Source organism: Streptomyces mirabilis (assembly GCF_039503195.1).
In the GTDB taxonomy this organism is placed as follows: Bacteria; Actinomycetota; Actinomycetes; order Streptomycetales; family Streptomycetaceae; genus Streptomyces; species Streptomyces mirabilis_D.
On record NZ_JBCJKP010000001.1, the window covers coordinates 6,531,301 to 6,557,701 of the forward strand.

Genomic DNA, 26,401 nt, shown 5'->3' on the forward strand with positions numbered 1-26,401 from the left:
GGTCACGTTGCTCGCGCTGCTGCTCGCCCTCCTGACGGCCGGAGCCGTCGCGGGCGCCCTGCTGGGCATCCGCATGATCCGCGCCGACGCCAAACTCCCGAGCGACCTCGCGCTCGCCCTGGAGGTCGGCGGAACCCGCGTCTCCACGGCCGAGTCCGCCGTCGACCGCCTCGGCATGCGCTTCGCGCCCACGGTCCTGCGTCTGATGGGCCCCCGCCGCGTCGAGGCCAAACGCCGCCGCATCGACATGGCGGGCAATCCCGGCGGCCTGACCCTCAACCGCTACGCCGCCCGCCGGGCGGTGTACGGCGTCTTCGGCGTCGTCCTCGGCCTCGTCTTCCTCTCCAACGGCCAGCTCCTGTTCGCCGTGCTCACCCTGGCCTTCGGGCTCGTCGCCGCCGACGCCCTCATCTGGCAGGCCGTCCGCGAACGCAAGGAGGTCATCGACCGCACCCTCCCCGACTTCCTCGACGTCCTCGCGGTCGTGGTCTCGGCGGGCCTCGGCTTCCGTCAGGCGCTGGACCGGGTCGCGGAGAAGTACGAGGGCCCCTGGGCGGACGAACTGCGCATCACGCTGCGCCAGATGGACATGGGCGTCAGCCGCCGTCAGGCCTTCGACGGACTGCGCAAGCGCAACTCCTCCGAGCAGGTGGCCCAGTTCGTCTCGGCGCTGCAGCAGGGCGAGGAGCTGGGTTCCCCCATCGCCGAGACCCTCATCCAACTCGCCACGGACATGCGCCGCACGGACGCCCAGAACGCCCGCCGCCGCGCCGCCAAGACCATCCCCAAGGCGACGATGGTGACCCTCGTCTTCATGCTCCCGGCGACGATGATCCTGATCGCCACGGGCATGTTCCTGGGGTCGGGCACGAACTTCGGTTCGATCCTGGGCCGCTGATGACCAGCCGCCGTGCTCCCCTGCCGAGGCCGTCACCGCCCTGGACGCTCCCTCAGTGGTTGTCGCAGCCGCCGCCGTGGCTGACCCGGCTGTGGGCGCGGCGGCACCTCGCGAGCACCGAGGACGGCTACCTGGCCGACGACGCCCCGGCCCCCGGCAGCGTCCGCCTCCAGCTCAACGCCCTCCAGGCACTGTGTCGCCAGGCCTTCGGCGTCCGCCTCGCCGCGATCGCCATCGGCGCCCCCTTCGCGATGACCAACGCCGTGAACGGCCCGCCCCGCTACACGGTCCTGGCCGCCGCCGTCCTCGGCGTCATGGGCTCGTACGCCATGCTCAGGGACTGGGAACGGTTCGGCCCCCGCCTCCTCGCGCACCCCGGCCTCATGGCCGTGGACCTGACCTTCGGCGCGGTCCTGCTCCTGACGGCGTCCCCCGCGTCCCCCCTCGCGTACGCGACGGTCTGCACCCCACTTCTTGCGGGCCTGCTGTACGGCTGGCGCGGCTCGGGCATCTTCACCGGCCTGCAGCTGATCGTGCTGGTGACGGTGTACAGGGCCTGGCAACACCACCCGGGATCCGGCGCCAGCACCCTCCTCGTGGCGGGCTTCTGCGTCGGCGCCGGCATCATCGGCGTCACCCTGCGAAACCTGATGTTCCGCTTCGGTACGGCGAGCCAGGCGCTGTCGGAGGCGAACTCCCGCCTGGCCGTCGCCGAGGCGGTGGAGTCCGAACGGGCACGCCTGGCCCGCGAGATGCACGACTCGGTCGCGAAGACCCTGCACGGCCTGGCCCTGGCGGCCGAGGCCCTCGCCACCTCGGCCGCCGCCGGGGACGCGGACCCGCACACGCTGGGGCGGCAGGCGACGATGGTCGCGGGCGCGGCCCGCCGGGCGGCCGCGGAGTCCCGCGACCTCCTCTCCGACCTGCGCCGCCACACGGACCTCACGAGTGCGAACACGGACGTCCTGTCCGAACTCGACTCTCGGGTGCGGGCCTTCGAGTCCCGCACCCACCTCCCCACATCCCTCCACCACCGGGGCGAGCCCCCGATCCTCCCGTACGCCACCGCCCACCACGTCCTGGCGATCGTGTCCGAGGCGCTGGAGAACGCGCACCGCCACGCGGGCGCGACGCGGGTGACGGTGGAACTCGACGTGTCGGAAACCGAGTGCGCCGTACGCGTACGGGACGACGGAGTCGGTCTGCCCCCGCCCGCCGCCCTCGACGACCCGACCCTCGACGACCTGACCAGATCCGGCCACTTCGGGCTGCTCGGCATGGCGGAGCGAGCCGCGTCGCTGGGCGGCCGTATCGACCTGAACCGTTCCCCGCAAGGAGGCGCGGAGATTCATCTGACCCTCCCGCGATCCTCCGCCGTCCCCCACCGTCCCCCCACCCCCCAAGAGGAGGCCGCACATGCCTGACCAGGCACTTCCCGGCCCGAACCTCCGTGTACTCGTGGCCGACGACAACCCGGTCGTCCGGGCCGGCCTGGCCGCGCTGCTCGACGGCCACCCGGACCTCGAGGTCGTCGCGCAGGCGGCCGACGGCGAGACGGCCATCGCGGCCGCGACCCGACTGCGCCCGGACGTCGTCCTCCTCGACGTCCGCATGCCCGGCACGGACGGCCTGACCGCCCTTCCCGCCCTCTCCCTGCTCGCCCCCGTGATGATGCTGACCTACAGCGGCGAACCCGAGGTCGTGGCCGAGGCGTTGCGGCGGGGCGCGGTCGGTTATCTCGTCCACGGCGAGTTCACGGCCGCCGAACTGATCTCCGCCGTACGGGAGGTACGGCAGGCGAAGACGACTGTCCCGGATTCGCTCGGTGTTTCGTACGAACCGAACGATTTCCCTTCGCATCTGCAACTGGTTGTGGGACAGTCGTCGAAGGCCCGGTCCGGCTTCGCGGCGAGGCTCCACCGCCGCGTGCCCAACCGGCTCAACTTCGGCCTGAGTTCACGGGAGGTGGAGGTCATGGATCTCATCGCGTCCGGCATGAGCAATCAGCAGATCGCCGCCGCCTGCTTCATCAGCGAGAAGACCGTCAAGAACCACATCAACCGCATCTTCGCAAAGCTGCACAGTTCCTCGCGCAGCGAAGCGATCGCCCACTGGCTGGGCACGGCACGTGAGGGGTGGAGCCGATGACTCCACCAACGGCAAGTTGGGCCCCTGGGCCCACCCGGAGTAGGCGTGGTCTCACGTACGGTGCTCGGGTCGGTAGTGGTGGCGTCGGGTGGGAGGACAGGGGCCATGGTGACGAGGGACTGGACGCTGAGGGTGGGGGTCCGGGTGGAGCGCGCTCTGCAGGACTGGACGGAGACGGTTTCCACCCGGATGCGCGGACGCGGGCGGGATGCCGGGGCGGGGTTTGTGGAGTACGCGGGCCTGATGATTCTGATCGCGGGGATCTACACCCTCATCGATCAGCTCGGCCTGAACGGAAAGATCTCGCAGGCGATCGGCAACGCAGTGAACAGAGTCATCGGCGGAGCTTGATCGGCGGCCCACCGCACAGCGACCGAGGACAGACCCTCCCCATCTACATCTGGATGACGGGGATTCTGCTCTTCGCCGCGATCGCCTTCTTCGTGTTCGCCCAAGCAGCGTCCGCCCGGAATGGAGCTCAATCCGCGGCGGACGCTGCGGCGTTGGCGGCCGCACGGGACTCCCGCGACGAGCTGATGACAGGCTTGACGGGGGCCGTGGGCACGAATGACCACTGGCTGGACTGGCTCAAGGGCAACCTGTTCAAGGGCACTGGAGCCGAGGCTGCGGCCGGTCGGCTGGCCGCCGAGAACCACTCGACCGTGCAGGGTTTTAAACCAACCGCAGTGAACGGATTTCCGGGCTACCGAGTGGATATCGAGACCCGGTACACGGTTGGCAAGTCGATCATTCCTGGTACAGAGGACAAGCATGCGACGGCCCATGCCACCGCTGTCATCCAGCCGCGCTGCGACTTCGATCCGGCCGCGGATCCCAAGAAGCCCGTCGAACTGAACTGCGACGGACAGATCGTCAACATCGACCCCGGAAAGTTCGATCCGGTCGACCTTCCGGACCCGTCCGTGCTGTTCTCTGTGCATCTGGCCGAGTGAGAGGAAGCCGTACCGATGGATCTCCGGCACACCATGAAGGGCCGCAGGGCGCTGAGCGCACTGGCGATCACGGCTGGGTTGCTCCTCACGGTGGCCGGTTGCGGAGGGGGCGGAGACGCCAAGTCGGGTAAGCAGGCGCCGACTTCGTCATCTGCCCGGAACACCGGTGACGGCAAGGCGAAGGAAAGCGGATCACCTGCTGTGAATCAAGCGATCGCCGAAGTGAAGAGCAACGGCCTCACGCTGACGATCACCTCGGCCAAGCGCGACCAGGGTGGGTTCGTCACTGTCAACGGCACGGTGACCAACGGTACCTCCGGCATCTGGATCGGCGCCGAATGGATCAGCGACGAGACCGAGTTGAAGAGCAACGGCGGATCCCTGGCCGGAGCCAGTCTGGTCGACGAGAAGGGCAAGAAGAAGTACCTCATCCTCCGGGACACCGAAGGGCACTGCCTCTGCACGAAGTTCCAGGGCGGTGTCTCCCAGGGCGCCACCGTCGACTGGTTCGCCCAGTTCCCGGCGCCGCCCGCCGGGACGACGAGCGTGCAGTTCCAGGTACCGACCATGCCCCCGGCCACCCTCACACTCTCCGACGGCGAGTGACCCATGGCCCTGACCTCCCGCACTGTGGCCACCATGTTCACGACGATCGCCGTCCTGGGCACTCTGACTCTCAGCGGTTCCCAGGCGTACGCGGACGGCGGGAACCCGAGCGCACCTCCGGGCAGTCTGACCACCTCCCCACCCCCCACCGTCGACCCCACCAGCCCCGGCCTGAAGCTCGCCGACGGCGCCACGCTCGCGCCGGCCAAGGTGTTGGACATCAAGTCGGTCGTCGAGGACCTCGGGGGTGAGGAGCGGCGGGAGGACACGAACTCGGACGTGACGTTCGCGTTGCAGGCGGAGGTGCTGTTCCCCAAGGACAGTTCGAAGCTGAACCCCGACGCCCGTTCCCGTATCCAGGCGATCGCGGACGAGATCAAGAACCAGAAGGCGACGACGGTCAGGGTGTTCGGGTTCACCGACAACCTCGGCTCGTACGCCCACGGCCTGGTCCTCTCCAAGAAGCGCGCGGAGATCGTCCACGACGAACTGGCGGCGGCGCTCGGCTCGACGGACGTCACGTTCGAGGTGCGCGGCTACAGCGAGGACTACCCGATCGCGGACAACACCTCGGAGGAGGGCCGCCGGAAGAACCGCCGGGTGGAGGTGACGTTCCCACGCGGTGCGGTGAACAGCGCCTCCTCGGGAGCCCAGAGCTGAGAACCTGGTGACATGAGAAGAATCGTCCTGATGATGTCGGTGTCCCTGGACGGATTCATCGAGGGACCGAACCGTGAGATCGACTGGCACCGCGTCGACGCGGAGCTGCACCAGCACTTCAACGAGGAGATCAGGAAGCTCGGGGGCCTGCTGGAAGGCCGCGTGACGCACGAGCTGATGGCCGGGTTCTGGCCGACCGCCGACCAGGATCCGCACAGTACGGCCGAGGTGGCCGAGTTCGCGGGGATCTGGCGGGACATCCCCAAGTACGTGTACTCGCGGACGCTGGGGAGCGCCGACTGGAACACCACGATCGTCCGGGACGTCGTACCGGACGAGGTAAGGGCGCTCAAGGAACAGCCCGGCGGGGACCTCGGCCTCGGCGGCGCCGACCTCACGGCCGCGTTCCTGCGGCACGACCTGGTCGACGAGTTCCGGGTGTACGTCCATCCGGTGCTGATCGGCGGCGGCAAACCCCTGTTCCCGGAGTCGCACACCCCGACCGGTCTCCGGTTCGCCGAGTCACGGGCCTTCGGCAACGGGGTCGTACTCCTGCGCTACGAACGCGACAGCACCGCCCCCGCCCCCGCTACCGGAACCGCCGACGCGTAAAGGTGTTGTCCGCGAGCCGGGGCATCGGTAGGAAGGCTCCATGACTGTTCTTGGCGTGGTGTTCCGGCCCCAACTGCCCCCTGAGTGTCTGCGGGCCGTCGCGCGCGCGGCGGACGACGCGGGCCTGGAGGAGCTGTGGCTGTGGGAGGACTGCTTCCTCGAAGGGGGCATCTCGGCCGCGGCGGCCGCCCTCGCCTGGACCGAACGGGTCCGGGTCGGCGTGGGCCTGCTGCCCGTCCCGCTGCGCAACGTCGCGGTCACCGCGATGGAGGCCGCGACGCTGCACCGGATGTTCCCGGGGCGCGCGATCCTGGGCGTCGGTCACGGCGTACAGGACTGGATGGGGCAGGTCGGTGCGCGTGCGGAGTCGCCCGTGACGCTGCTGCACGAGTACCTCGACGCGCTGCGCGCGCTGCTGCGGGGCGAGCGGGTCAGTACGGACGGCCGGTACGTGAAGCTGGACGGCGTCGCCCTCGACTGGCCCCCGGCGGGGGCACCGGAGGTGCTCGCGGGCGCCGGCGGGCCGCGTTCGCTCCGGCTCTCCGGGGCCGCCGCCGACGGGACCGTCCTCACCGCCGCCACCGGGCCCGATGGAGTACGGCGGGCACGTCGGCTCATCGACGAGGGGCGGGAGTCGGCGGGCCGGACCGACCACCACCGGGTGGTCGTCTACCTCCACACGGCCACCGGTCCGGACGCGGCGGCCCGGCTGCGCGCCGAGATCGAGGCGAACGGTGAGGATCCGCTGCCGGAGCACGGCGTCGCCGGGGACGCGGGGGCGGTCGCCAAGGCCGTACAGCGCCTCGCGGAGGCGGGTGCCGACACCGTGGTCCTCCAGCCGACCGCCGACGAACCGGACGCCGAGGCCTTCGTACGGTTCGCGGCGGAGGGAGTACGGCCGCTCATCACGTAGGCCGGAGGTTGTCAGTACCCGCTGCCACACTCGTCGGTATGAGCGATGACGACGTGCGACTGAGGGACGTGGTCGAAGCCGACCTCGACCTGTTCCTGGTCTACGAGCACGATCCCGAGGCGGCCCGGCGGTCGAGGTTCGAGCCCCGGACGCGGGAGGCGTTCATGTCCCACTGGAGGACCAGGATCCTCGGTGACGACACCGTCCTCGTGCAGACGGTCACCGTGGACGGTGTGCCGGCGGGGAACCTCGTCTCCTGGTGGGACGGCGAGCGGCGCTTCATCGGCTACTGGTTCGGCCGCCCGTACTGGGGCCGGGGGATCGGCACCAAGGCTCTGACCCACTTCCTCGAACGGGAGAAGAACCGCCCCCTGTACGCCGACCCCTTCACAGGCAACACCGCGTCCATACGCCTCCTGGAACGCCACGGCTTCCACCACCACGACACCATCCGCCACGGCGACGACGACCACACCCTGCTCGTACTCCCTGGGGAGTGAAGGCACGGGCGACGAGCACCCTGGCCGCCCGGCCCCGGAACCCCGTTGCCCGAAGGAAAATCCCTCGTCTCCCCGCCACTCCCTTGAGAAGATCCCCCCATGACCACCACCCGTACCTTCGAAGCCCTCGTGGACGAGGGTGTGGCGGCGTCCGTCGAGGGCTGGGACTTTTCCTGGTTCGAGGGGCGTGCCACCGAGGAGCGGCCCTCTTGGGGGTATGCGCGGGCGATGGGGGAGCGGCTGGCGTGCGCGTCCGCCGCGTTGGACATCCAGACCGGTGGCGGTGAGGTGCTGGCCTCCGCGCCGTCGCTGCCCCCGCTCATCGTCGCCACCGAGGGCTGGCCCCCGAACGTCGCGAAGGCCACCGCCCTGCTGCACCCCCGTGGCGCCGTGGTCGTCGCCTCTCCCGAGGACGCCCCGCTGCCCTTCGCGGACGGCGCCTTCGACCTGGTCACCAGCCGGCACCCGGTCACGACGCACTGGTCCGAGATCGCGCGCGTCCTGCGCCCCGGCGGCACGTACTTCTCCCAGCAGGTCGGCCCGGCGAGTGTCTTCGAACTCGTCGAGTACTTCCTCGGACCGCTGTCGCAGGACGTCAGGAACGGCCGGCACCCGGACCGCGCCCGCGCCGCCGCCGAGGCCGCCGGGCTCGACGTCGTCGACCTGCGCGCGGAGCGGCTGCGCATCGAGTTCCACGACATCGGTGCCGTCGTCCACTTCCTGCGCAAGGTGGTCTGGATGGTCCCCGGCTTCACCGTCGACCGGTACCGGACCGAGCTGCGTGCCCTGCACGAGCGGATCGAGGCGAAGGGCCCGTTCGTCGCCCACAGCGCCCGCTTCCTGATCGAGGCGCGCAAGCCGCGTCACCCGTAGGGGAGCGGTGGCTCAGGCGTGCGGGCCCGCCGTCACCCTCCCCACCACCAACTCCGCTCTCGCCTCCAGGATTTCGCCCACCCGTTCCACCTGCTCCGCCAACTCCCGTTCCCGCTGTGCCGTCAGCCCTTCCCACGGCTCCACGGCGACCGTCGTACGCCCTCCCCGGCGCCTCTGGTGCCAGACCCCGGCCACCACACCGTCGACCAGCAGCACGGGGAAGTTCCCGGCCTGACCGCCCGCGAGTGCACGCGCGTACGCCGGTCCGGGGAAGAGCATCTCGCGGGGACCCGCGGCGATGGCGTACGCGTCGAAGTACGGAAGCAGCCGCACCCCGCGCACCGGCGCCCCCGGAAACTCCGTGTCGCCCGCCGCGACCCACGCCGGCCCCTCGAAGTCGACCTCCTCGATGACCCCCGCCCCCGCCAGCGAGGCGAAGAACTCCGTGGCCCAACCGCGCGGGGCCGCAGCCCACTTGGCGAACCGCCCCGGCGTCGCCGGTCCGTACGCGCGCAGATAGCGCCCTACGAGCAGGGCGAGCCCCTCGTCGGCGGCGAGCGGCTCGAAGTGCGGGGGCCGGGTGTACGTCACCTTGCGACCCCGGTTCGGGGCGAAGCACAGCGCGCCGCGCTGACCCGCCCGGTGCATGACCTGCCGCCAGCGCGGCCACATGCCCTGGAACGCGGGCATCACCAGGTCCCCGGCCCAGGACCCGGTGCGTGCCACCACCTCGTCGCTCAACTCGTCGATGGTCAGCCGCGCGCCGTCCAGGGCGTCCCCGATCGCCGCCACGACCTCGTCCGCCTGCTCCTCGGTGAGCCGGACGGCGGGTGCGAAGGGGCTCCGGCCGGACGGGATCGCCGTCAACGCGGCCGTCCAGAGGGGGAGTTCCGCGGTGGGGAGCAGATGGACGGTGCCGCGCGGTCCGTACGTCTTCACCAGCGAGCGGTCCTCCCAGAGCGCGGAGCGTACGTCTGCCCGCGTGACCCCGTCGGCGCGTACGCCCACGGACACCTCGGCCGCCGACAGGACCTGTGCGTGCGCGCCGAGCATCGCGCCGACGACATCGGCGACCGTGGTCCCGCCGCGCGCCGGAACGGCCAGGGACTGGCGCTCCATGCGGCGCGCGCTCGCCTCGTTCCATGTGATCTTCAGGGTCATGCGGCGAAGGTAGGAGGGAATGAGGTCAGAACTTGTCCGCTGGAGCACCCGGGAACCGATTGACCGAAAACACCCTGATGCGACCTGTCATGGCTGACATGTCCGTCCGCATGACGGACTTCTGCACAGGTTTTCCACATCGTTATCGGGGGTGGGTCGTCTGGGCTGTTCGCCTCACGTAAGTTCGGACCAAGGTAATTCGCGTGAGCAAAGCTGCGCGTGTGGCACCGCGCAGTGGAGGGGGCTGCGCGGTGCTGCGCCCCCGTCTGACGCCGCATCACCGGTCGTGCACCGTGACCTGCGGCCCATGCCACATCATCGGTCGTGCACCGTGAGCTGTGTCCCACGCCGTACGCCCCACCGTTCCATCGCCCCGGCCTCCGCCTCCAGAATGTGGCGGGAGCGTGGACGGGGCCACCCCATGCGCCCCGGCTTCATCGTCCGTACCGCCAGGACGCGGAATTTCCGGTCCACATAGGCGACGTCGATCGCGAACCGCATCCCCAGGGTGTGCACCGCGGCGGCCGGCGAGAGCAGCAGGGCCCCGTCGATCCCGTCGCGCCCGAGCAGTCCACGGCGCCTGGCGTGGGCCGACGCGGCGACCTCCAGCGGCACCGGTGCGGGTATCCCCGGCGTGGTGAGCATGGCCATGGGTGCGAAGTTAGCGGCGCCGTCAAGCGGGCGACACGAAGGCGCGTCACTCTCCCGGAGTACGGGGGGCGAGTCGGCAGGGAAGGCGCAGTTGGTCGCAAACTCTCCGGATCTCTCCGTTTTCCTCTCCATTCCCTTTGAATCCGCTGTGATTCGGCCATGATCGAGCCCTGAATGAGAGGTTCCGGGGCCACCGTGGCGTCGTCGTCCGGTTTCGGAGAGTAGTTGTGGCACGCCGATGCACGCAGCATCACTTACGAAGGGTTATGGTGGAAACCCCCCCTCGGGCCGGTCCGTCTCCCCCCACGGACCGGCCCGTTTTTGTCCCCCCACGCCCCACCCCACCGCCGCCTCGGCCTGCGCCCCCGTGCGCCCCCCTGGCCCCGGCGACCGGCCTTGGTGACGCAGCGCCCCCACCCCGTTCACCGGTATCGACGCGGCGCCGCCGCTTTCCTCCACCATGATCGACCGGACAGGCCCTTGCCGGACCGTTGGTTTCACGGGGGTAGGCTTCGCCCCCGGGGACCGTCATATGGACAGGGGTTGCGCTGAGCGAGGCCGCTCTGCCGCGCCCGTCCGATCCGCACGGAGGGGCTGACAACACGTGAACCTGCGGGACAACCTGCGCCGGCTGCTGCTCAGGTTCTACACGCGCAGGGTGGAGGGCCACCTCGACCACGACCAGGTGCCCAAGCACATCGGCGTCATCATGGACGGCAACCGGCGCTGGGCGAAGGCGGCGGGCAGCACGGCCGCCCAGGGGCACCGTGCCGGTGCCGACAAGATCGAGGAGTTCCTCGGCTGGTGCTCGGAGACCGACGTCGAGGTCGTCACCCTCTGGCTGCTGTCGACGGACAACTTCGACCGCCCCGAGGACGAGCTCGTCCCCCTGCTCGGCATCATCGAGGGCGTCGTACGCACCCTCGCCGCCGACGGCCGCTGGCGGGTGCACCACGTGGGCACGCCGGACATCCTGCCCTCCCAGATGCAGACCGCGCTGAAGGAGGCCGAGGAGGCCACCGCGCACGTCGACGGGATACTGGTCAACGTCGCCATCGGCTACGGCGGCCGCCAGGAGATCGCCGACGCCGTGCGCTCCATGCTCCTCGACGCCGCCGACAAGGGCTCCTCGATCGAGGACATCGCCGAGTCGGTGGACATCGACCTCATCGGCAAGCACCTCTATACGAGTGACCAGCCCGACCCCGACCTCGTGATCCGTACCAGCGGCGAGCAGCGGCTGTCCGGATTCATGCTGTGGCAGACCGCCCATTCGGAGTACTACTTCTGCGAAGTCTTCTGGCCGGCGTTCCGCAAGGTCGACTTCCTGCGTGCCCTGCGCGACTACGCGGCGCGACACCGCCGCTACGGAGGCTGACCCAGAGGGGTGCGAGGGGTACGCGTCATCCGGAGTTAACGAACGCGTGGTCACATGCTCTTGCATGGCCGCGCATGTTCGAGGGCATAAGCCATGCAGGTCGACGCCCGAACCACGGGTGTCGTATCTCAGCGGACGGCACGGGGCCGTCCGCCCGGGAGGCCCTTTGCACCAGCCCGACCGTGCGGTCAGTACGGACGAGACGGAGGGCCGGTCTCCGGCCCGCGCAATGCGGCCAGGACCGGTCCAGCTCCTCTCCGTCGCTCCCCGACCTCATCCGAGGGGGTACGTCCTTCCGTGGTGACCAGCACAAAGCGCCACAAGCCCGACCGGCGCACCTATGTTCTCGACACCAGCGTCCTGCTGGCCGACCCGAACGCCCTGAGCCGCTTCGACGAGCACGAGGTCGTGCTTCCGATCGTCGTGGTGACGGAACTGGAGGCCAAGAGGCACCATCCGGAACTCGGCTACTTCGCCCGGCAGGCCCTGCGCCTGCTCGACGAATTCCGGGTGCGGCACGGCCGCCTCGACTCCCCCATCCCGATCGGGGACCTCGGCGGGACCGTACGCGTCGAGCTCAACCACTCGGACCCCAGCGTCCTGCCCAGCGGGTACCGCCTGGGGGACAACGACTCCCGCATCCTCGCGGTCGCCCGCAACCTGCAGGCCGAGGGGTACGACGTCACCGTCGTCTCGAAGGACCTGCCGCTCAGGATCAAGGCCTCGTCCGTCGGCCTCCTGGCCGAGGAGTACCGCGCGGAACTGGCCATCACGGGCTCCTCCGGCTGGACCGGAATGTCCGAACTGACCCTGTCCGGTGAGCAGGTGGACATCCTCTTCGAGGAGGGACACGCGTACGTCCCCGAAGCGGCCGACCTGCCGGTGCACACCGGTCTGACGATCCAGTCGGAGCGCGGCAAGGCCCTGGGCCGTGTCACCTCCGAGGGCAACGTCCGGCTGGTGCGCGGCGATCGGGAGGCCTTCGGCATCAAGGGCCGCAGCGCCGAGCAGCGCATCGCGCTCGATCTGCTGCTCGACCCGGACATCGGGATCGTGTCGATGGGCGGCCGGGCCGGCACCGGCAAGTCCGCGCTCGCGCTCTGCGCGGGTCTGGAGGCCGTGCTCGAGCGGCGCCAGCACCAGAAGGTGATGGTCTTCCGGCCGCTGTACGCGGTGGGCGGGCAGGAGCTCGGCTATCTGCCCGGCTCCGAGTCCGAGAAGATGAGCCCCTGGGCGCAGGCGGTCTTCGACACGCTGTCGGCGGTCACCTCGCGCGAGGTCATCGAGGAGGTCACCGCGCGCGGCATGCTGGAGGTCCTGCCGCTCACCCACATCCGCGGCCGCTCCCTGCACGACGCCTTCGTGATCGTGGACGAGGCCCAGTCACTGGAACGGAACGTGCTGCTGACCGTTCTGTCCCGCATCGGCGCCAACTCGCGGGTGGTTCTCACCCATGACGTGGCACAGCGGGACAATCTGCGCGTCGGCCGCTACGACGGCGTGGTCGCCGTCGTGGAGAAACTGAAGGGTCATCCGCTCTTCGCGCACGTGACATTGAACCGCTCCGAGAGGTCCCAGATCGCGGCGCTCGTGACCGAAATGCTGGAGGACGGACAGATCTGACCCACCTGGTTCCACCTGGTTCCCTATGGCTCTGTCTGACTCCACCTGGGCCCATCTGGATCCATCTGGCACCACTTGACCCGGTTGGTCAAAACGTGGTGGATGCACGGTAGTTGACGCCGCCCGGCAAAAGGCCAAGAGCCTAGCCGGGCGGCGTCTTCGTGCGCGCTTGTTTCCGCAAAACTCCTGGGGCAAACGGGGTGTGAGCTTTCACACGCAACTGGGAATTGCCTCGCGGCGTCGGGTTACGGCAGAGTCTCATTCCTGTCAGGCCCCGCATACGACACACGTGTACCCCCAGCGGTACCGCACCTCAGGAACACCAGAACTCCATAGAGTCGTCGTATGCCGCCCGCGCACCACGCGGCACTTCCGTCACGGGAGTTGCCCACCGGGCCCGTGCCTCCCGTGACCCCGCAGTTGGGAGGCCAGCGTTCAGGGGCACGATTGCGTCCGCGAGGGTCACCTAAGCGGGCGATGCTGGAAGGAAACCGTGTGAGCCGGATTTCGGTCCGGGGACTCGCAGTGGCCTCGGCCACCGCGGTCACCGCTGTCGGCGCCGTGAGTGGTGTTGCCTCGGGCAACACCGGCCAGCCGTCGAACGACGCCGAGGCGATGGCGAGCGACTCGACTCTCCTCGCGGACATACCCGCGGGCCAGCAGGCCCAGGTGCAGACCGCGTCCCTGACGCAGCAGGCCGACGCACAGGCCATCGCCGCGGACGCGAGCGCCAAGAAGGACGCGGAGGAGGCTGCCCGTAAGCAGGCGGCCAAGGACGCGGTCGCGAAGCAGAAGGCCGCGGCGGAAGCCAAGGCGCGCAAGGATGCCGCGGAAGCGGCCAGCCGCTCCCAGACGCGTGCCGCTGCCGCTGTCAGCCTGGCCCCGCAGTCCTCGTACACCGTCGCTGAGGTCCAGGCCATCGCGCGCCAGATCATCCCCAGCGGTCAGTTCCAGTGCTTCAGCAACATCGTGGACCACGAGTCCACCTGGAACTACAGGGCGCAGAACCCCTCGTCCGGCGCCTACGGTCTCGTGCAGTCGCTGCCCGGCAGCAAGATGGCGTCCGTCGGTGCCGACTGGCAGACCAACCCGGCCACGCAGATCAAGTGGGGCCTCAACTACATGAACGACCGCTACGGCAGCCCTTGCGATGCCTGGTCGTACTGGCAGGCTCACGGCAACTACTGAGCCGTCGTCACCTCCGGCCGCTCAACCTTTCGAAGCCCCTCCCCGTCCTAGGGGGAGGGGCTTCGGCCATGTACGGTCGGAACCGACGACTCCAGGGGGGAGTGGTGGGGAGAAGCGGGGGAAAAGGACGGATCATGTCGAGAGTGCCAGGGTTGCTCGGTCGGCTCGGCGCCGGGCTGACCGAGCTGGGTGCGCGGTTGGACGAGCGCCGCGCCGAGGTGGAGAAGGAGTCGGGGGGCTCGCTCGACCTGATCGACGAGACCGACGACCGGTCGCCGCGCGGCTCCACGACGACGGCATGGACGGACGCGAAGCCTTCCGCATCCCCTGCCGACGCCGCTCCCGAACCCATCCGCGAACGTGAACCCGGATCCGATTCCGAGTCGGAGCCCTCCGCCGTCTCCGCCCCCGCCGCCCACTACACCCTTGGGCCGGAGACGGACACCCGGCCCGATCCCGTCCTGGCCGTGCCGTGGGGCGTACGGGTCGCGGCCGAGGCCGGCTGGCGGCTGCTCGTTCTCGCGGGCACCCTCTGGGTCTTGATGCGGGTGATCAGCGCCGTACAACTAGTCGTACTGGCCTTCGTCGCCGCGCTGCTCATCACCGCGCTCCTTCAGCCCACCGTGGCGCGCCTGAAGAGAGTGGGATTCCCCAGGGGCCTCGCCACCGCGCTCACCGCGATCCTCGGCTTCGTCATCATGGGGCTGGTCGGCTGGTTCGTGGTCTGGCAGGTCCAGGAGAACATCGACAACCTCTCGAACCAGATCCAGGACGGCATCGACGAGTTGCGCAAGTGGCTCCTCAACAGCCCGTTCCACGTGACGGACAAGCAGATCAACGAGATCGCCAAGAACCTGCGGGACGCGATCGGCGCGAACACGGACCAGATCACGTCGGCGGGGCTGGAGGGCGTGACGGTCATAGTGGAAGCCCTGACCGGCATCCTTCTGACGATGTTCTCGACGCTCTTCCTTCTCTACGACGGCAAGCGGATCTGGGAGTGGACGCTGAAGCTGGTGCCGGCGGCGGCACGGCCGGGGGTGGCCGGGGCGGGGCCCCGCGCGTGGCGGACCCTGACGGCCTATGTGCGCGGCACGGTGATAGTGGCTCTGATCGACGCGATCTTCATCGGCCTCGGCATCTACTTCCTGAACGTCCCCATGGCCGTGCCCCTCGCCGTCTTCATCTTCCTCTTCGCGTTCATTCCGCTGGTGGGCGCGGTGATGTCGGGGGCGTTGGCGGTGGTGGTCGCGGTGGTGACGCAGGGTGTGTTCACCGCGCTGATGACGCTGCTCGTCGTGCTCGCGGTCCAGCAGATCGAGGGCCACATCCTCCAGCCGTTCATTCTGGGGCGGGCCGTGCGGGTCCATCCGCTGGCGGTGGTGCTGTCCGTCGCGGCGGGTGGGCTGGTCGCCGGGATCGGCGGGGCCGTGGTGGCGGTGCCGCTGGTGGCGGTCACCAACACGGTGGTGGGATACCTGCGTTCGTACTCCCGCGAGCCGGCACTGCGCCACGCGCCGGAGCCGCGCGGCGCCACCGCGGTGGATGTGGCCCCGGTGCGTCCCCCGTCTCTGTGACGATTCCACCCCTGAGGCGGGGGCTTCGCCCCGCATCCCCCGCCCGCCCGGATTCGTTTGGCAGCAGGCCCTGTGGGGGTTGGTCGCGCAGTTGCCCGCGCCCCTGAAAGCCTGGGGCGCCGGGGCGGAGCCCCGTGCCCCAGGGGCACGGGAACTGCGCGCCAAGCCCCCACTCAGCCGCAGCCGAAGAACTCACCCGGGTCCGGGGGCGGAGCCCCGGGGTGAAAGGCGAGGCCCCGCCCACCCGGGCAGGGTGAACGGGGCCTGAGAGAAGAGGCGGAGGTTACTCCGCGAGAACGGCTTCGGCGTCCAGCGTCGTGGCGACCGCCTGGATCACGGAAGCGATCTTGAACGCCTCCTGGATCGTCTCCCGGTCGACGCCCGCCTTGCGGAGCACCTGCTCATGGGAGTCAAGACACTGCCCGCAACCGTTGACCGCGGACACCGCCAGCGACCACAGCTCGAAGTCGACCTTCTCGACACCGGGGTTGCCGATGACGTTCATCCGCAGACCGGCCCGCAGGGTCCCGTACTCGGGGTCCGACAGCAGGTGCCGCGTGCGGTAGAAGACGTTGTTCATCGCCATGATCGCGGCAGCCGACTTGGCGGCGGTGTACGCCTCCGGCGACAGCTGGGCCTTCGCCTCCGGCTCCAGCTCCCGCAGCACCCGCGGCGACCGCGCCGCGATCGCGCACGCCAGCACCGTCCCCCACAGCTGCTGCTGCGGAAGGTCCGAGTTGCCGATGACGGAGCCGAGGTTGAGCCGCAGGTCCTTCGCGTAGTCCGGCAGGTCGGACTTCAGTTCGTCGAGGGACATGGAGGGTTACTCACCCGCCAGGAGCGCCACCGGGTCGAGGGTGTTCTCGCCCTTGGTCCAGTTGCACGGGCAGAGCTCGTCCGTCTGGAGCGCGTCGAGGACCCGGAGGACCTCCTTGGGGTTACGGCCGACGGAACCGGCGGTCACCATGGAGAACTGGATCTCGTTGTTCTGGTCGACGATGAACACCGCACGCTTGGCGAAGCCGTCCTCGCCCTCGATGCCGAGGTCACGCATGAGCTCGTGCTTCGAGTCGGCCATCATCGGGAACGGCAGGTCACGCAGGTCGTCGTGGTCCTTGCGCCAGGCGTGGTGCACGAACTCGGAGTCGCCGGAGAAGCCGAGCACCTGAGCGTCACGGTCGGCGAACTCGTCGTTCAGCTTGCCGAAGGCCGCGATCTCGGTCGGGCACACGAAGGTGAAGTCCTTGGGCCATGCGAAGATCACCTTCCACTGACCCTCGTAGGTCTTGTGGTTGATCTGCTGGAACTCCTCGCCCTTCTCCAGCGAGACACAGGCGGTCAGATCGAACTCGGGGAACTTGTCACCGACAGTGAGCACGCGCTCTCCTTGCAGCGGGGAAAAGCCCTTTTTGGGGGCGTTTCCCGAGGGTTGGACGAAGCTGATGTTGGCACACGCTGCATTGATTACGGAAATAGCTACACTCGGTCGTGTTGATCGACTGCATCTATCAGTGACTATGAGTAAGAGGTACGGCCATGGCCAGCCCGATGGGCAACGCAAGCTCCAAGGGCTCCATGAGCGGCAAGGGAGCCATGAGTTCCAAGGGGAACGGGCGCCGTCAGCCGAGCCTCGCCCAGCTGCGCGCCTTCGCCGCCGTGGCCGAGCACCTGCACTTCCGTGACGCGGCCGCCGCGATCGGCATGAGCCAGCCCGCGCTGTCGGGCGCGGTGTCCGTCCTGGAGGAGACGCTCGGCGTGACCCTCCTGGAGCGTACGACCCGCAAGGTGCTGCTCTCACCCGCCGGCGAGCGTCTCGCCGTACGCGCGAAGGCGGTACTGGACGAGGTCGGCGCGCTCATGGAGGAGGCGGAGGCGGTACGGGCGCCGTTCACCGGGGCCCTGCGCCTCGGCGTCATCCCCACCGTCGCGCCCTACCTCCTGCCCACCGTCCTCAACCTGGTCCACGACCGCTACCCGGACCTCGACCTCCAGGTCCACGAGGAGCAGACCGCCAACCTCCTCGACGGCCTGACCTCCGGCCGTCTCGACCTGCTGCTGCTCGCCGTCCCCCTCGGTGTGCCCGGCATCACCGAACTCCCGCTGTTCGACGAGGACTTCGTGCTCGTCACCCCGCTCGACCACTCGCTGGGCGGCCGGGAGGGAATCCCCCGCGAAGCCCTGCGCGAGCTCAATCTGCTCCTGCTCGACGAGGGGCACTGTCTGCGCGACCAGGCCCTGGACATCTGCCGCGAGGCGGGCCGGGAGGACGCGCCGGTCACCACCACGGCTGCGGGCCTGTCGACCCTGGTCCAGCTCGTCGCCGGCGGCCTCGGCTGCACCCTGCTGCCGCGCACCGCCGTCAAGGTCGAGACGACCCGCAGCAACCAGCTCCTCACCGGCTACTTCGCGGACCCGGCGCCGACCCGGCGGATCGCGCTGGCGATGCGCGCCGGGGCCGCGCGCGGCGGCGAGTACGAAGAACTGGCCGCAGCGCTCCGAGAAGCGCTGCGACCGCTGCCTGTACGGGTGTGGGACCGGGACGCCTGAGCGCCCCGGCCCACGGGACCCGTCACTCGGTGCGCAGGCCGTCCGGCCGCATCAGGCGCAACAGCGGTGGCAGGCTGAGTGCGGTCACCAGCAGGACGACTCCCGCGCCGATGCCGGTCATCGACAGCAGGCTCGGCCAGTCCACGCGCACCGAGACGCTCGTCATCTTCTGCAGGACCACGCCCAGGGTCACGCCGACCACGGAAGCGAGCAACAGACCCAGCGCGATCGGGATCGCGGTCTGCCAGAGCACCGACAGGCTCAGCGTGCGGCGTCGAGTGCCGAAGGCGACCAGGACGGAGAGCAGTTTCTTTCGCTCGCGCAGTTGTTCCAGCTGGGAGACCAGCAGGCTCGCGCCGATCAGGAACAGGACGCAGGCCGCGCCGACGGACAGGCCGGTGCGGATGGAGGTGTAGCGGTTGTCCTGCTCGGTCGACGCCCAGGTCCAGGCGTGGGCCAGCGGGCTGAGCTTCGCCGTGGCGTTGCGAACGAGGTCGTAGACGTCCGGTGCCGACTGGTCGATCTGCAGGTAGGCGTTGCCCTCGATCGCCTGCGCGGCCCCGGCCGGCAGTGCGCTCGGGGTGAACAGGATGCCGCCGGTCAGACCGTTCGTCGCATCCGTGCGGATCCGGGCTGCCTTGATGTCCTGAGGCACGGTCCAGGCGGCCTGCCTGCCCCTGAAGCTCTCGGCGTAGGAGGGGTCGATGTAGAGGGTCCGGCCGGGCTTGCCGAGCTTCGTCGCGTCCAGGTCGCTGTCGGGGCCCTTGACGAGGAAGACGTCGCCGTCGCGGCACGTCGGCAGCGTGGCCACCTCGCGCAGCGACGCGCAGTTGCCGACGGTCACGGTCGTGGACGTGGTGGGGTCCCGCTTCTTGTCGCCCAGCGAACCGGAGCCGATCGTGGTGACCTGTCGTACGCCCTTGGTCCGCGTGAACTGCTCGCGGGCCTGGTCGAGCGGGACGTCGTACGGGAGGCGGATCTGCATCTGCGCCCGCTGGAGGTCGTTCGACGTGTCCTTGGTGTAGTCGCCCTCGACCCCGGCGAACAGCATTTGCAGGGCGATGGCGCCGGCCACCGCGACCGCGATGCCGTTGACCATGCGGGCCGCCGTTCCGCTGCTCAACTGGAGTCTGCGGATGGCGAGTTGCCAGGACACCGAGCCGGACCCGAGCCGGGCGACGACCGTTTCGACGATCCAGGGCAGCAGCGCCGTGACGCCGATCAGGAGCAGCAGGACACCGCCGATCACCAGGTACTGGTTGAAGTTTCCGCTGGTGTTGCCCTTGCCGATCATCGGGTAGAGCATCGCGAGCCCGCCGATCGGCAGCAGCAGTCGCCACCACAGCCGGCGCCGCGCGGGCTTGGCCGCACGGACCACTCCGAGCGGCTCGATGACGACCCCGCGCAGTGCGAGCAGGGTGACGAGGACCGCGGCCGCGGGCACCGCGACGGCGACCAGGGCGGCCAGTGCGGGCGTGGGGTTCAGATAGCTCGGGAACACGCTCTTGCCGAAGATCTCCACGGATCCCGCCAGTTGACGGGCCAGCAGGAAGAAGACGGTGCCGAAGGCGAGCCCGAGGACGGCGCCCGAGAGGGCCTCGCCCGCGGCGATCCGCCGGGTCATCCGGCTGTCGGAGCCGACCAGGCGCAGTGCCGCGAGCCGCCGGTCGCGCCGCTCGCCGCCGAAGCGCACGGCCGCGGCGATGAAGACACCGACCGGCAGCAGCAGCACCACGAAGACGACGATGATCAGGAGGAGGAGTACCGGGTCCAGTCGGTCGGGCGGCCCGAGGGGCTCCCCGAAGTGGTCGATACGGGTCACTCTGGAGCCGTCGATCCGCGGGGCGAGGTTGTCGGCGCCCGCGTAGAAGCTGAGTTCGTTCGCGCCGACGAGACCGGGCTCCCCGATGGTGCCGATGGTGCGGTAGGGCAGCCGCTCGCGCAGCAGTTTCCCGCTGCCGGACTTCAGCAGGTCCGCCAGCGCGGGGGAGACCACCATCTCGCCCGGCGCCGGGAGCTTCTTCACCCCTGGCGGCAGCGGCGCCCGGGCCCCCTCGGCTTGCACCTCGCGTCCGCGGATGTCCTTGTCGCGGTAGGTGTCGTCGACGGCCGCGACGAGAAGGGTCCGATCGGACGCCTTGGGTATGCCCACATCGGTGAACGTGATGTCCGTACGGGCCTTCTCGCGGTCGCTGCGGGCCTGGAGCGCACTCGGCAGCGCCGTGGTGAGCAGCAGCAGCGCGACGCCGAGCCCGACCCCGACGGCCGTGAGGACCGCGCGCATCCAGCCCTCGCGTCCGCCGGTGAAGGCGAACTTGGCGCCCATGGCCAGGTCTCTGGACCACTGCCGGAGGCTGGGAGCGGCGCTCATACCACCCGCTCCATGTCGCGGGACTTTCCGTCGCGTACGACGATCTCGCGGTCCGAGTAGGCGGCCACCCGTGCCTCGTGCGTGACGAGGACGACGGCGGCGTTGGTCGAGCGGGCCGCCTCGGTGAGCAGATCCATCACGCGTTCGCCGTTGAAGGAGTCGAGTGCTCCGGTGGGCTCGTCCGCGAAGAGTACGCGCGGGCTGGTGACCAGTGCCCGGGCCACGGCGACCCGCTGTCCCTGGCCGCCGGATATCTCGCCCGGCCGCTTGCCCTTGAGGTCGTCGACCTCCAGCCGTTCCATCCAGGACAGGGCGGTTCGCTCGGCCTCCTTGCGCCCGGTGCCGTTGAGCCGCAGCGGGAGGGCGACGTTCTCGACGCAGGTCAGTTCGGGAACGAGCTGCCCGAACTGGAACACGAACCCGAACTCGCTGCGCCGCAGCGCGCTGCGCTGGGCGTCGTTCATGGTCGCCATCTCCTGGCCGTTGTAGACGATGGACCCGGAGTCCGGTGTCACGATGCCGGCCAGGCAGTGCAGGAGGGTCGACTTGCCGGAGCCGGAGGGGCCCATCACGGCGACGACCTCGCCCGGGTGGATCGAGAACTCGGCGCCGTCGAGGGCGCTGGTGGGGCCGTACGCCTTGCGCAGGTCGTGGGCCGTGAGCAGGGAGCCTGCGGGGGTCATCGGGTTACCGCCTCGGCGAGTTTTTCGAGGCGCGCGGCGGTGAGCTCCAGCCACCGCAGGTCGGCCTCCAGGTGGAAGAGGGCGTGGTCGCAGATCAGCTGGTCGGCGAGGTCGCCCTTGCGCTTGCGGTCCGTCAGGATGCGCATCATCCGCAGGTGCTCGGAGCGCTGTGTGTCGAGGATCTCGGACGCGTCCCGGTGCGTGAGCAGCGCGAGGACGACCTTCGTGTAGAGGGTCGACTGCAGATACGGCTCGGGCTTCTCCGGCGTCGCGAGCCACCGCTGTACGTCGGTGATCCCGGCGTCGGTGATCGCGTACCGCTTCCGCTCCGGGCCGCCGCCCGCCTCTATCCCGTCGACCTCGACGAGTCCGTGCTTGAGCAGTCGCGACATCGTCGAGTAGACCTGGCCGTAGTGCAGCGGCCGGTCGTGACCGAACTTCTCGTCGAAGGCCCGCTTCAGGTCGTAACCGTGGCGGGGCCCGGACTCCAGGAGTCCTAGGAGGGTGTGACCGATGGACATGCCGAGCACTCTACACACGGCGTATACACCGCACGTATACACACCGCGAATAGATCATGGTGGGCCCCGCGTTCGTGCAGGTCACGCCGGATTGTCACGGTTCCGTCACCGCGATTCCCTCGCCCCCGCCGCCCCTACCCGTCCCATCACTGGGGGCTGCGCCCCCAGACCCCCCTGATCGGCCTGAACGGCCTCGTCCTCGGACGCCGGACGGGCTGAAAGAAGGGGACCGGGGTGGGCGGGGGCCGGGTGAGTGGGAGCGCCGGCCTTCGGCCTTGTCCTCAAACGCCGGAGGGCCGCAGGGAGCGGGCTGGAGTGGGTGGGGGGTGACCCTCGCCTTGTTCTCGATCGAGGGACGGCCCGAATGCCGCGGGCCGGGGCGGGCGGGGCACCGGCCCCGTTCTGGAACATCGCGAGGACCGAGGCCTTTAGGGGCGCGGGGAACGGCGCGCCCGGCCCCCACCGGCCCGCACCCGAAGAACCACCCCCGGTCCTCAGGGGCGCGGGGAACGGCGCGACCGGCCCCCGCTCACCCGCAGTCGTAGTGCGACCCCCGGCTTTCAGGGGCGCGGGGAACGGCGCGATCGGCCCCCACTCACCCACAGGCGGCAGACAGGCGGACGCGGCGGGAGAGGAACCCGGCGGTGCCTACTCCTCCGCCGCGTCCGGCGCGGACGCGGACGGTCGCCCCCGTCGAGGAATCGGCCCCGCCCCACCCGGCAACCGTCCCGCCTCCGCAAGCGCCCGCCGCAACAGATACTCGATCTGCGCGTTCGCCGAGCGCAGCTCATCCGCCGCCCACCGGGCCAGCGCTTCATGGACCAGCGGATCCAGTCGCAGCAGAACCTGCTTGCGCGGCTGCGGCTGCTGCGGCTGTGGCCGACGCTCGGGGACCGACCCCCCGGAGGGATCCGTCACTGGTAGAGGGACCCCGTGTTCAGGACGGGCTGCGGAGCCCGGTCACCGCACAACACCACCAACAGGTTCGACACCATCGCCGCCTTCCGCTCGGGGTCCAGCTCCACAATGTCCCGCTCGGCGATCCGGGCGAGCGCGGCCTCGACCATCCCGACCGCCCCGTCCACGATCTCCCGCCGCGCCGCGACCACCGCCCCGGCCTGCTGGCGCTGGAGCATCGCGGAGGCGATCTCGGGAGCGTACGCGAGATGCGTGAAGCGCGACTCGATGATCGAGACCCCGGCCGCCTCCACCCGAGCGTGCAGTTCGACGGCGAGCTTCTCGGTGATCTCCTCGGCGTTGCCGCGCAGCGAGAGACCGTCCGCGTCGTGGGCATCGTAGGGGTACTCGATCGCGATGTGCCGCACGGCCGCCTCGGTCTGGGTGGCGACGAACTCCAGGAAGTCGTCGACCTCGAAGGTGGCCTGCGCGGTGTCCTCGACCCTCCAGACCACGACCGCGGCGAGCTCTATCGGGTTGCCGTAGGCGTCGTTGACCTTGAGGACGGCGGTCTCGTGGTTGCGTACCCGGGTCGAGATCCTGGTGCGGGAGGTGAAGGGGTTCACCCAGCGCAGCCCGTCCTGGCGGATCGTCCCCCGGTACCGCCCGAAGAGCTGGACGACCCGCGCCTCACCGGGCGCCACCGTGTTCAGCCCGCACATCGCGATGAACGCGGCGAGGCCGATCAGGATGCCGGGGACGATCAGCGCGGCCTTCGCCCCGCCGGCGTCGACCGTCGTGGCGGCCGCGATCATGCCGGCGCCGAGCAGCAGCCCGACCAGCCCGAACAGTAGTGCGAGCCCGCCGCCGATGCTGTGCGCGGCGAACTCCCGTACCCGCGGATCAGGCATCCGCGGCACGTCCGCGGGAGCGGAGGAGTCGGTGGGAGTGGAGTCGTGTTCCGGCATTGGTGCCCCCGTTTTCGTACGGCGGGAGCCCGTGTGGCTCCCGCCCGTCCATGGCCGTCGAGGCCTATCTAAGTGATATCACTTTACCCGGCACGGCAACCTTCCACCCCTCCCGCACGTCGGTTGAGTTGGGGCGGATGCGATGTCCTGAGTGGTACGTGCTGATTGTCACGTCCGCAAAAGACCGGATCGGCAGCCCTTTGTCATAGCGCGTGGTGTTAGTTTGCTGAGTCGACCTCAGCGGCGAACCCGCGTGACGCGCGAACACGAACGCGACACCCGAGCGCGTGAGTGAACGCGGCAGGACACGCGTACAAGAGAGCGCGACACGAGAGCGAGCGGAGCGGACGCAGCCATGGGACGAGCGGAAGAGAGACGAGCGCGGCAGCACGGTGGCCGCCGCGCGGCGGCCATGCCCTCGTCCGGAGGAAAGCCCCGCCGCACCGGCATACGCCGGTTCGTGAACTGGAAGACGATCCTCGGCACCTTCCTGGGCTTCTGTCTGCTCGGCATGGGTGCCTTCATCGTCCTCTACATGGTGGTGTCCATACCCCAGAGCAACGCGGCCGCCACGCAGCAGAGCAACATCTACAAGTACAGCGACGGCAGCACGCTCGCCCGAACCGGCAAGGTCAACCGCGAGATCGTCGGCCTGGACAAGGTGCCCAAGGACGTCCAGAAGACCTTCGTCGCCGCGGAGAACAAGTCCTTCTACAAGGACGCCGGCGTCGACCTCAAGGGCACGGCCCGCGGTCTGATCAACACCCTGTCCGGCAAGGGCAGGCAGGGTGGTTCGACGATCACCCAGCAGTACGTCAAGAACTTCTACCTCACCCAGGACCAGACCGTCACGCGCAAGCTGAAGGAACTGGTCATCGCGCTGAAGGTGGACCGTCAGCAGACCAAGGACGACATCCTCGCGGGCTACATCAACACCAGCTACTACGGCCGTAACTCCTACGGCATCCAGGCGGCGGCCCAGGCGTACTACGGCAAGGACGCGAGCGACCTCACGGTCGAGCAGGGCGCGTACCTCGCCTCGCTGCTCCAGGCCCCGAGCCAGTACGACTGGGGTGTCGCCACGGACACCGGCAAGCGGCTGGTGACGGCCCGCTGGAACTACACCCTCAACAACATGGTGGAGGAGGGCTGGCTGCCCGCCGCCAAGCGCGCGACCATGAAGTTCCCGGTCCCGCAGGACCCCAAGGGCGTGCCCGGCATGGAGGGCCAGACCGGCTATCTGGTGGACGCGGCCAACAGCGCGCTGGCCAACCGGCTGGTGGCCAAGGGCGCCGCCGCCAACTACGAGGACGCCAAGGCGCTGGTCGACGCGGGCGGCTGGACGATCACCCTCAACATCGACAAGAAGAAGCAGACGCAGCTGGAAGTCGCCGTCAAGACGAAGCTCACCGGCAAGCTGGACGCCAAGAAGCGCAGGGTCGACGGTGATGTCGAGGCCGGTGCCGCGTCCGTCGACCCCAAGACCGGCAAGGTCGTGGCGATGTACGGCGGCGAGGACTACTTCAAGCACTACGTGAACAACGCGACCCGCCCCGACTACCAGCCCGCCTCCACCTTCAAGCCGCTGATCTTCGCGGCGGCCCTGGAGGAGCAGGCCAAGACGCAGGACGGCCAGGACATCACGGCGGACACGGTCTACGACGGCACCAGCGGTCGCTCCGTCAAGGGCAGCAGCATCGGCTTCGCGCCGCCCAACGAGGACAACCAGGACTACGGCGACGTCACCGTCCAGACCGCGATGAACAAGTCCATCAACTCCGTCTTCGCGCAGATGGGCGTCGACGTCGGCATGGACGAGGTCCTCAAGGTCGCCGGCAAGCTCGGCATGGACACCAAGGGCATGCAGGCGGTGCCCGCGCAGACCCTCGGCACCATGGGCGCGAGCCCGCTGGAGATGGCGGGCATCTACGCGACCCTCGACAACCACGGTCGCAAGGTCACCCCGGCCGTCGTCGCCTCGGCCGAGCACAAGGACAGCCGGGTCGACTTCCCGAACCCGATCGGCGACCAGGTCATCAGTCCCCAGGCGGCCGACACGGTCACCTCGGTGCTCACCGGCGTGGTCAACGACGGTACGGCCCAGGTCTCGGTGGCCCAGGCGGTCGACCGCAACGGCCAGCAGGTCGCGGGCAAGACGGGTACGTCCGACAACAACAAGTCGGCCTGGTTCACCGGCTACACGCCGAACCTGGTCACCTCGGTCGGTCTGTTCGGAGAGGTCCCCAAGGACCGCAAGGACAGCGGCGGCAAGGTGGTCAAGCAGGGGACGCAGGTCTCCCTGAAGGGCGCCGCGGGCGGCGGCCGTGTCAACGGTGGCGGCTTCCCGGCCCAGATATGGGCGGCGTACACCTTCAACGCGATGGGCAGTGTGAGCACGTTCGAGCTGGACACCACCCAGGGCGCGGCGATGGAGCCCACCATCACGCCGACGATCAGCGACACGCCGACCGAGACGCCGTCGCAGACCCCGACCACCGAGCCCCCGACGAGCGAGCCGCCCACCACCAGCGCTCCGCCGACCCCGACGTCCGAGCCCCCGACCACCCCGGCGACGACACCCCCGACCACTCCGACGGGGACCCCCACCGACCAGATCACACCACAGGACCCGTTCAACCCGAACAACCAGCAGTAACCGTCAAAAAGGCCCAC

At 69.6% G+C, this 26,401-nt stretch carries 26 protein-coding genes; 17 read left to right on the forward strand and 9 right to left on the reverse strand.

The features are described from left to right. The first annotated feature begins 7 nt into the window (after positions 1-7). The 11 genes from AAFF41_RS30185 to AAFF41_RS30235 all read left to right on the forward strand — a co-directional run bounded on the left by AAFF41_RS30185 (position 8) and on the right by AAFF41_RS30235 (position 8,163). The gene (locus tag AAFF41_RS30185) at positions 8-898 is read left to right on the forward strand and encodes a DUF5936 domain-containing protein (RefSeq protein WP_343324928.1); all 891 of its coding nucleotides are present in this window, start codon (positions 8-10) and stop codon (positions 896-898) included. A 59-nt stretch (positions 899-957) separates the two neighbouring features. Further along, entirely contained in the window at positions 958-2,322 is a 1,365-nt protein-coding gene (locus AAFF41_RS30190; protein ID WP_425526174.1) for a sensor histidine kinase, read from the forward strand. Then, complete coding sequence (locus tag AAFF41_RS30195) at positions 2,315-3,046, forward strand: response regulator (protein ID WP_343324929.1); 732 nt, start codon at positions 2,315-2,317, stop codon at positions 3,044-3,046. Before AAFF41_RS30190 ends, AAFF41_RS30195 begins: the two co-directional genes overlap by 8 nt. A gap of 105 nt (positions 3,047-3,151) precedes the next feature. Further along, positions 3,152-3,397 (forward strand): hypothetical protein, encoded by a 246-nt coding sequence (locus tag AAFF41_RS30200; protein ID WP_054234991.1) that lies wholly within the window; start codon positions 3,152-3,154, stop codon positions 3,395-3,397. Continuing rightward, positions 3,394-3,999: a pilus assembly protein TadG-related protein gene (locus tag AAFF41_RS30205; protein ID WP_343324930.1), complete on the forward strand. Its 606-nt coding sequence runs from the start codon at positions 3,394-3,396 to the stop codon at positions 3,997-3,999. The genes AAFF41_RS30200 and AAFF41_RS30205 overlap by 4 nt, the downstream gene beginning before the upstream one ends. Before the next feature lie 15 nt (positions 4,000-4,014). Then, positions 4,015-4,605, forward strand: coding sequence for a hypothetical protein (locus AAFF41_RS30210; protein ID WP_343324931.1), 591 nt, complete (start codon positions 4,015-4,017; stop codon positions 4,603-4,605). A 33-nt stretch (positions 4,606-4,638) separates the two neighbouring features. Further along, positions 4,639-5,265 carry an OmpA family protein gene (locus AAFF41_RS30215; protein WP_343324932.1) on the forward strand — a complete coding sequence of 209 codons (627 nt, stop codon included), beginning with the start codon at positions 4,639-4,641 and terminating at the stop codon, positions 5,263-5,265. Between the two features lie 12 nt (positions 5,266-5,277). Then, complete coding sequence (locus AAFF41_RS30220) at positions 5,278-5,877, forward strand: dihydrofolate reductase family protein (protein WP_319746737.1); 600 nt, start codon at positions 5,278-5,280, stop codon at positions 5,875-5,877. A 40-nt stretch (positions 5,878-5,917) separates the two neighbouring features. Then, the gene (locus AAFF41_RS30225) at positions 5,918-6,790 is read left to right on the forward strand and encodes an LLM class flavin-dependent oxidoreductase (RefSeq protein WP_319746735.1); all 873 of its coding nucleotides are present in this window, start codon (positions 5,918-5,920) and stop codon (positions 6,788-6,790) included. 38 nt (positions 6,791-6,828) lie between these two features. Then, the gene (locus tag AAFF41_RS30230; RefSeq protein ID WP_319746733.1) at positions 6,829-7,290 is read left to right on the forward strand and encodes a GNAT family N-acetyltransferase; all 462 of its coding nucleotides are present in this window, start codon (positions 6,829-6,831) and stop codon (positions 7,288-7,290) included. A 99-nt stretch (positions 7,291-7,389) separates the two neighbouring features. Then, entirely contained in the window at positions 7,390-8,163 is a 774-nt protein-coding gene (locus tag AAFF41_RS30235; RefSeq protein WP_319746731.1) for a class I SAM-dependent methyltransferase, read from the forward strand. Between the two features lie 12 nt (positions 8,164-8,175). Here the strand turns inward: AAFF41_RS30235 and AAFF41_RS30240 are convergent, their stop codons facing one another. Together AAFF41_RS30240 and AAFF41_RS30245 are read right to left on the reverse strand one after the other, a co-directional pair. Next, positions 8,176-9,324 carry a winged helix DNA-binding domain-containing protein gene (locus tag AAFF41_RS30240; RefSeq protein WP_319746729.1) on the reverse strand — a complete coding sequence of 383 codons (1,149 nt, stop codon included), beginning with the start codon at positions 9,322-9,324 and terminating at the stop codon, positions 8,176-8,178. 315 nt (positions 9,325-9,639) lie between these two features. After that, positions 9,640-9,975: a DUF192 domain-containing protein gene (locus tag AAFF41_RS30245; protein WP_319746727.1), complete on the reverse strand. Its 336-nt coding sequence runs from the start codon at positions 9,973-9,975 to the stop codon at positions 9,640-9,642. A gap of 604 nt (positions 9,976-10,579) precedes the next feature. On the opposite strand from AAFF41_RS30245, the gene AAFF41_RS30250 reads away from it, so the two are divergent. The 4 genes from AAFF41_RS30250 to AAFF41_RS30265 all read left to right on the forward strand — a co-directional run bounded on the left by AAFF41_RS30250 (position 10,580) and on the right by AAFF41_RS30265 (position 15,741). Continuing rightward, entirely contained in the window at positions 10,580-11,353 is a 774-nt protein-coding gene (locus AAFF41_RS30250; RefSeq protein ID WP_319746725.1) for an isoprenyl transferase, read from the forward strand. Between the two features lie 297 nt (positions 11,354-11,650). Beyond that, on the forward strand, positions 11,651-12,976 hold the full coding sequence (gene phoH2, locus AAFF41_RS30255; protein ID WP_054235001.1) for an RNA 5'-3' helicase PhoH2: 1,326 nt from the start codon (positions 11,651-11,653) through the stop codon (positions 12,974-12,976). Positions 12,977-13,471: 495 nt separating this feature from the next. Next, a complete protein-coding gene (locus AAFF41_RS30260; protein ID WP_319746723.1) occupies positions 13,472-14,164 on the forward strand; it encodes an aggregation-promoting factor C-terminal-like domain-containing protein in 693 nt (230 codons plus the stop codon). 134 nt (positions 14,165-14,298) lie between these two features. Further along, on the forward strand, positions 14,299-15,741 hold the full coding sequence (locus AAFF41_RS30265) for an AI-2E family transporter (RefSeq protein WP_319746720.1): 1,443 nt from the start codon (positions 14,299-14,301) through the stop codon (positions 15,739-15,741). Positions 15,742-16,024: 283 nt separating this feature from the next. Here the strand turns inward: AAFF41_RS30265 and AAFF41_RS30270 are convergent, their stop codons facing one another. Next, the gene (locus tag AAFF41_RS30270) at positions 16,025-16,558 is read right to left on the reverse strand and encodes an alkyl hydroperoxide reductase (protein WP_343324933.1); all 534 of its coding nucleotides are present in this window, start codon (positions 16,556-16,558) and stop codon (positions 16,025-16,027) included. Positions 16,559-16,564: 6 nt separating this feature from the next. Continuing rightward, entirely contained in the window at positions 16,565-17,119 is a 555-nt protein-coding gene (locus AAFF41_RS30275) for a peroxiredoxin (protein ID WP_054235005.1), read from the reverse strand. Positions 17,120-17,334: 215 nt separating this feature from the next. Between AAFF41_RS30275 and AAFF41_RS30280 the strand changes: the two genes are divergently transcribed. Beyond that, entirely contained in the window at positions 17,335-18,288 is a 954-nt protein-coding gene (locus tag AAFF41_RS30280) for a LysR substrate-binding domain-containing protein (protein WP_319746862.1), read from the forward strand. Between the two features lie 22 nt (positions 18,289-18,310). Here the strand turns inward: AAFF41_RS30280 and AAFF41_RS30285 are convergent, their stop codons facing one another. The 5 genes from AAFF41_RS30285 to AAFF41_RS30305 all read right to left on the reverse strand — a co-directional run bounded on the left by AAFF41_RS30285 (position 18,311) and on the right by AAFF41_RS30305 (position 23,728). Then, positions 18,311-20,659, reverse strand: coding sequence for an ABC transporter permease (locus AAFF41_RS30285; RefSeq protein WP_343324934.1), 2,349 nt, complete (start codon positions 20,657-20,659; stop codon positions 18,311-18,313). Next, complete coding sequence (locus AAFF41_RS30290) at positions 20,656-21,342, reverse strand: ABC transporter ATP-binding protein (protein WP_097286090.1); 687 nt, start codon at positions 21,340-21,342, stop codon at positions 20,656-20,658. The genes AAFF41_RS30285 and AAFF41_RS30290 overlap by 4 nt, the downstream gene beginning before the upstream one ends. Next, a complete protein-coding gene (locus tag AAFF41_RS30295; RefSeq protein ID WP_101400410.1) occupies positions 21,339-21,863 on the reverse strand; it encodes a PadR family transcriptional regulator in 525 nt (174 codons plus the stop codon). The genes AAFF41_RS30290 and AAFF41_RS30295 overlap by 4 nt, the downstream gene beginning before the upstream one ends. A 648-nt stretch (positions 21,864-22,511) precedes the next feature. Further along, entirely contained in the window at positions 22,512-22,781 is a 270-nt protein-coding gene (locus AAFF41_RS30300; protein WP_319746716.1) for a type II toxin-antitoxin system antitoxin, read from the reverse strand. Next, positions 22,778-23,728: an SPFH domain-containing protein gene (locus AAFF41_RS30305; RefSeq protein WP_319746714.1), complete on the reverse strand. Its 951-nt coding sequence runs from the start codon at positions 23,726-23,728 to the stop codon at positions 22,778-22,780. The genes AAFF41_RS30300 and AAFF41_RS30305 overlap by 4 nt, the downstream gene beginning before the upstream one ends. Positions 23,729-24,083: 355 nt before the next feature. Between AAFF41_RS30305 and AAFF41_RS30310 the strand changes: the two genes are divergently transcribed. Next, positions 24,084-26,384, forward strand: a complete 2,301-nt coding sequence (locus AAFF41_RS30310) for a transglycosylase domain-containing protein (RefSeq protein ID WP_319746711.1) — start codon at positions 24,084-24,086, stop codon at positions 26,382-26,384. The last annotated feature ends 17 nt before the right edge of the window (positions 26,385-26,401 follow it).

Excerpts from the sequence above, each read along its gene's own strand:
- AAFF41_RS30195 (WP_343324929.1), top strand. The coding sequence starts at position 2,315 with ATGCCTGACCAGGCACTTCCCGGCCCGAACCTCCGTGTACTCGTGGCC.
- AAFF41_RS30200 (WP_054234991.1), top strand. The coding sequence starts at position 3,152 with ATGGTGACGAGGGACTGGACGCTGAGGGTGGGGGTCCGGGTGGAGCGC.
- AAFF41_RS30210 (WP_343324931.1), top strand. The coding sequence starts at position 4,015 with ATGGATCTCCGGCACACCATGAAGGGCCGCAGGGCGCTGAGCGCACTG.
- AAFF41_RS30215 (WP_343324932.1), top strand. The coding sequence starts at position 4,639 with ATGTTCACGACGATCGCCGTCCTGGGCACTCTGACTCTCAGCGGTTCC.
- AAFF41_RS30220 (WP_319746737.1), top strand. The coding sequence starts at position 5,278 with ATGAGAAGAATCGTCCTGATGATGTCGGTGTCCCTGGACGGATTCATC.
- AAFF41_RS30225 (WP_319746735.1), top strand. The coding sequence starts at position 5,918 with ATGACTGTTCTTGGCGTGGTGTTCCGGCCCCAACTGCCCCCTGAGTGT.
- AAFF41_RS30230 (WP_319746733.1), top strand. The coding sequence starts at position 6,829 with ATGAGCGATGACGACGTGCGACTGAGGGACGTGGTCGAAGCCGACCTC.
- AAFF41_RS30235 (WP_319746731.1), top strand. The coding sequence starts at position 7,390 with ATGACCACCACCCGTACCTTCGAAGCCCTCGTGGACGAGGGTGTGGCG.
- AAFF41_RS30240 (WP_319746729.1), bottom strand. The coding sequence starts at position 9,324 with ATGACCCTGAAGATCACATGGAACGAGGCGAGCGCGCGCCGCATGGAG.
- AAFF41_RS30245 (WP_319746727.1), bottom strand. The coding sequence starts at position 9,975 with ATGGCCATGCTCACCACGCCGGGGATACCCGCACCGGTGCCGCTGGAG.
- AAFF41_RS30265 (WP_319746720.1), top strand. The coding sequence starts at position 14,299 with ATGTCGAGAGTGCCAGGGTTGCTCGGTCGGCTCGGCGCCGGGCTGACC.
- AAFF41_RS30270 (WP_343324933.1), bottom strand. The coding sequence starts at position 16,558 with ATGTCCCTCGACGAACTGAAGTCCGACCTGCCGGACTACGCGAAGGAC.
- AAFF41_RS30280 (WP_319746862.1), top strand. The coding sequence starts at position 17,335 with ATGAGTTCCAAGGGGAACGGGCGCCGTCAGCCGAGCCTCGCCCAGCTG.
- AAFF41_RS30285 (WP_343324934.1), bottom strand. The coding sequence starts at position 20,659 with ATGAGCGCCGCTCCCAGCCTCCGGCAGTGGTCCAGAGACCTGGCCATG.
- AAFF41_RS30290 (WP_097286090.1), bottom strand. The coding sequence starts at position 21,342 with ATGACCCCCGCAGGCTCCCTGCTCACGGCCCACGACCTGCGCAAGGCG.
- AAFF41_RS30295 (WP_101400410.1), bottom strand. The coding sequence starts at position 21,863 with ATGTCCATCGGTCACACCCTCCTAGGACTCCTGGAGTCCGGGCCCCGC.
- AAFF41_RS30305 (WP_319746714.1), bottom strand. The coding sequence starts at position 23,728 with ATGCCGGAACACGACTCCACTCCCACCGACTCCTCCGCTCCCGCGGAC.
- AAFF41_RS30310 (WP_319746711.1), top strand. The coding sequence starts at position 24,084 with ATGGGACGAGCGGAAGAGAGACGAGCGCGGCAGCACGGTGGCCGCCGC.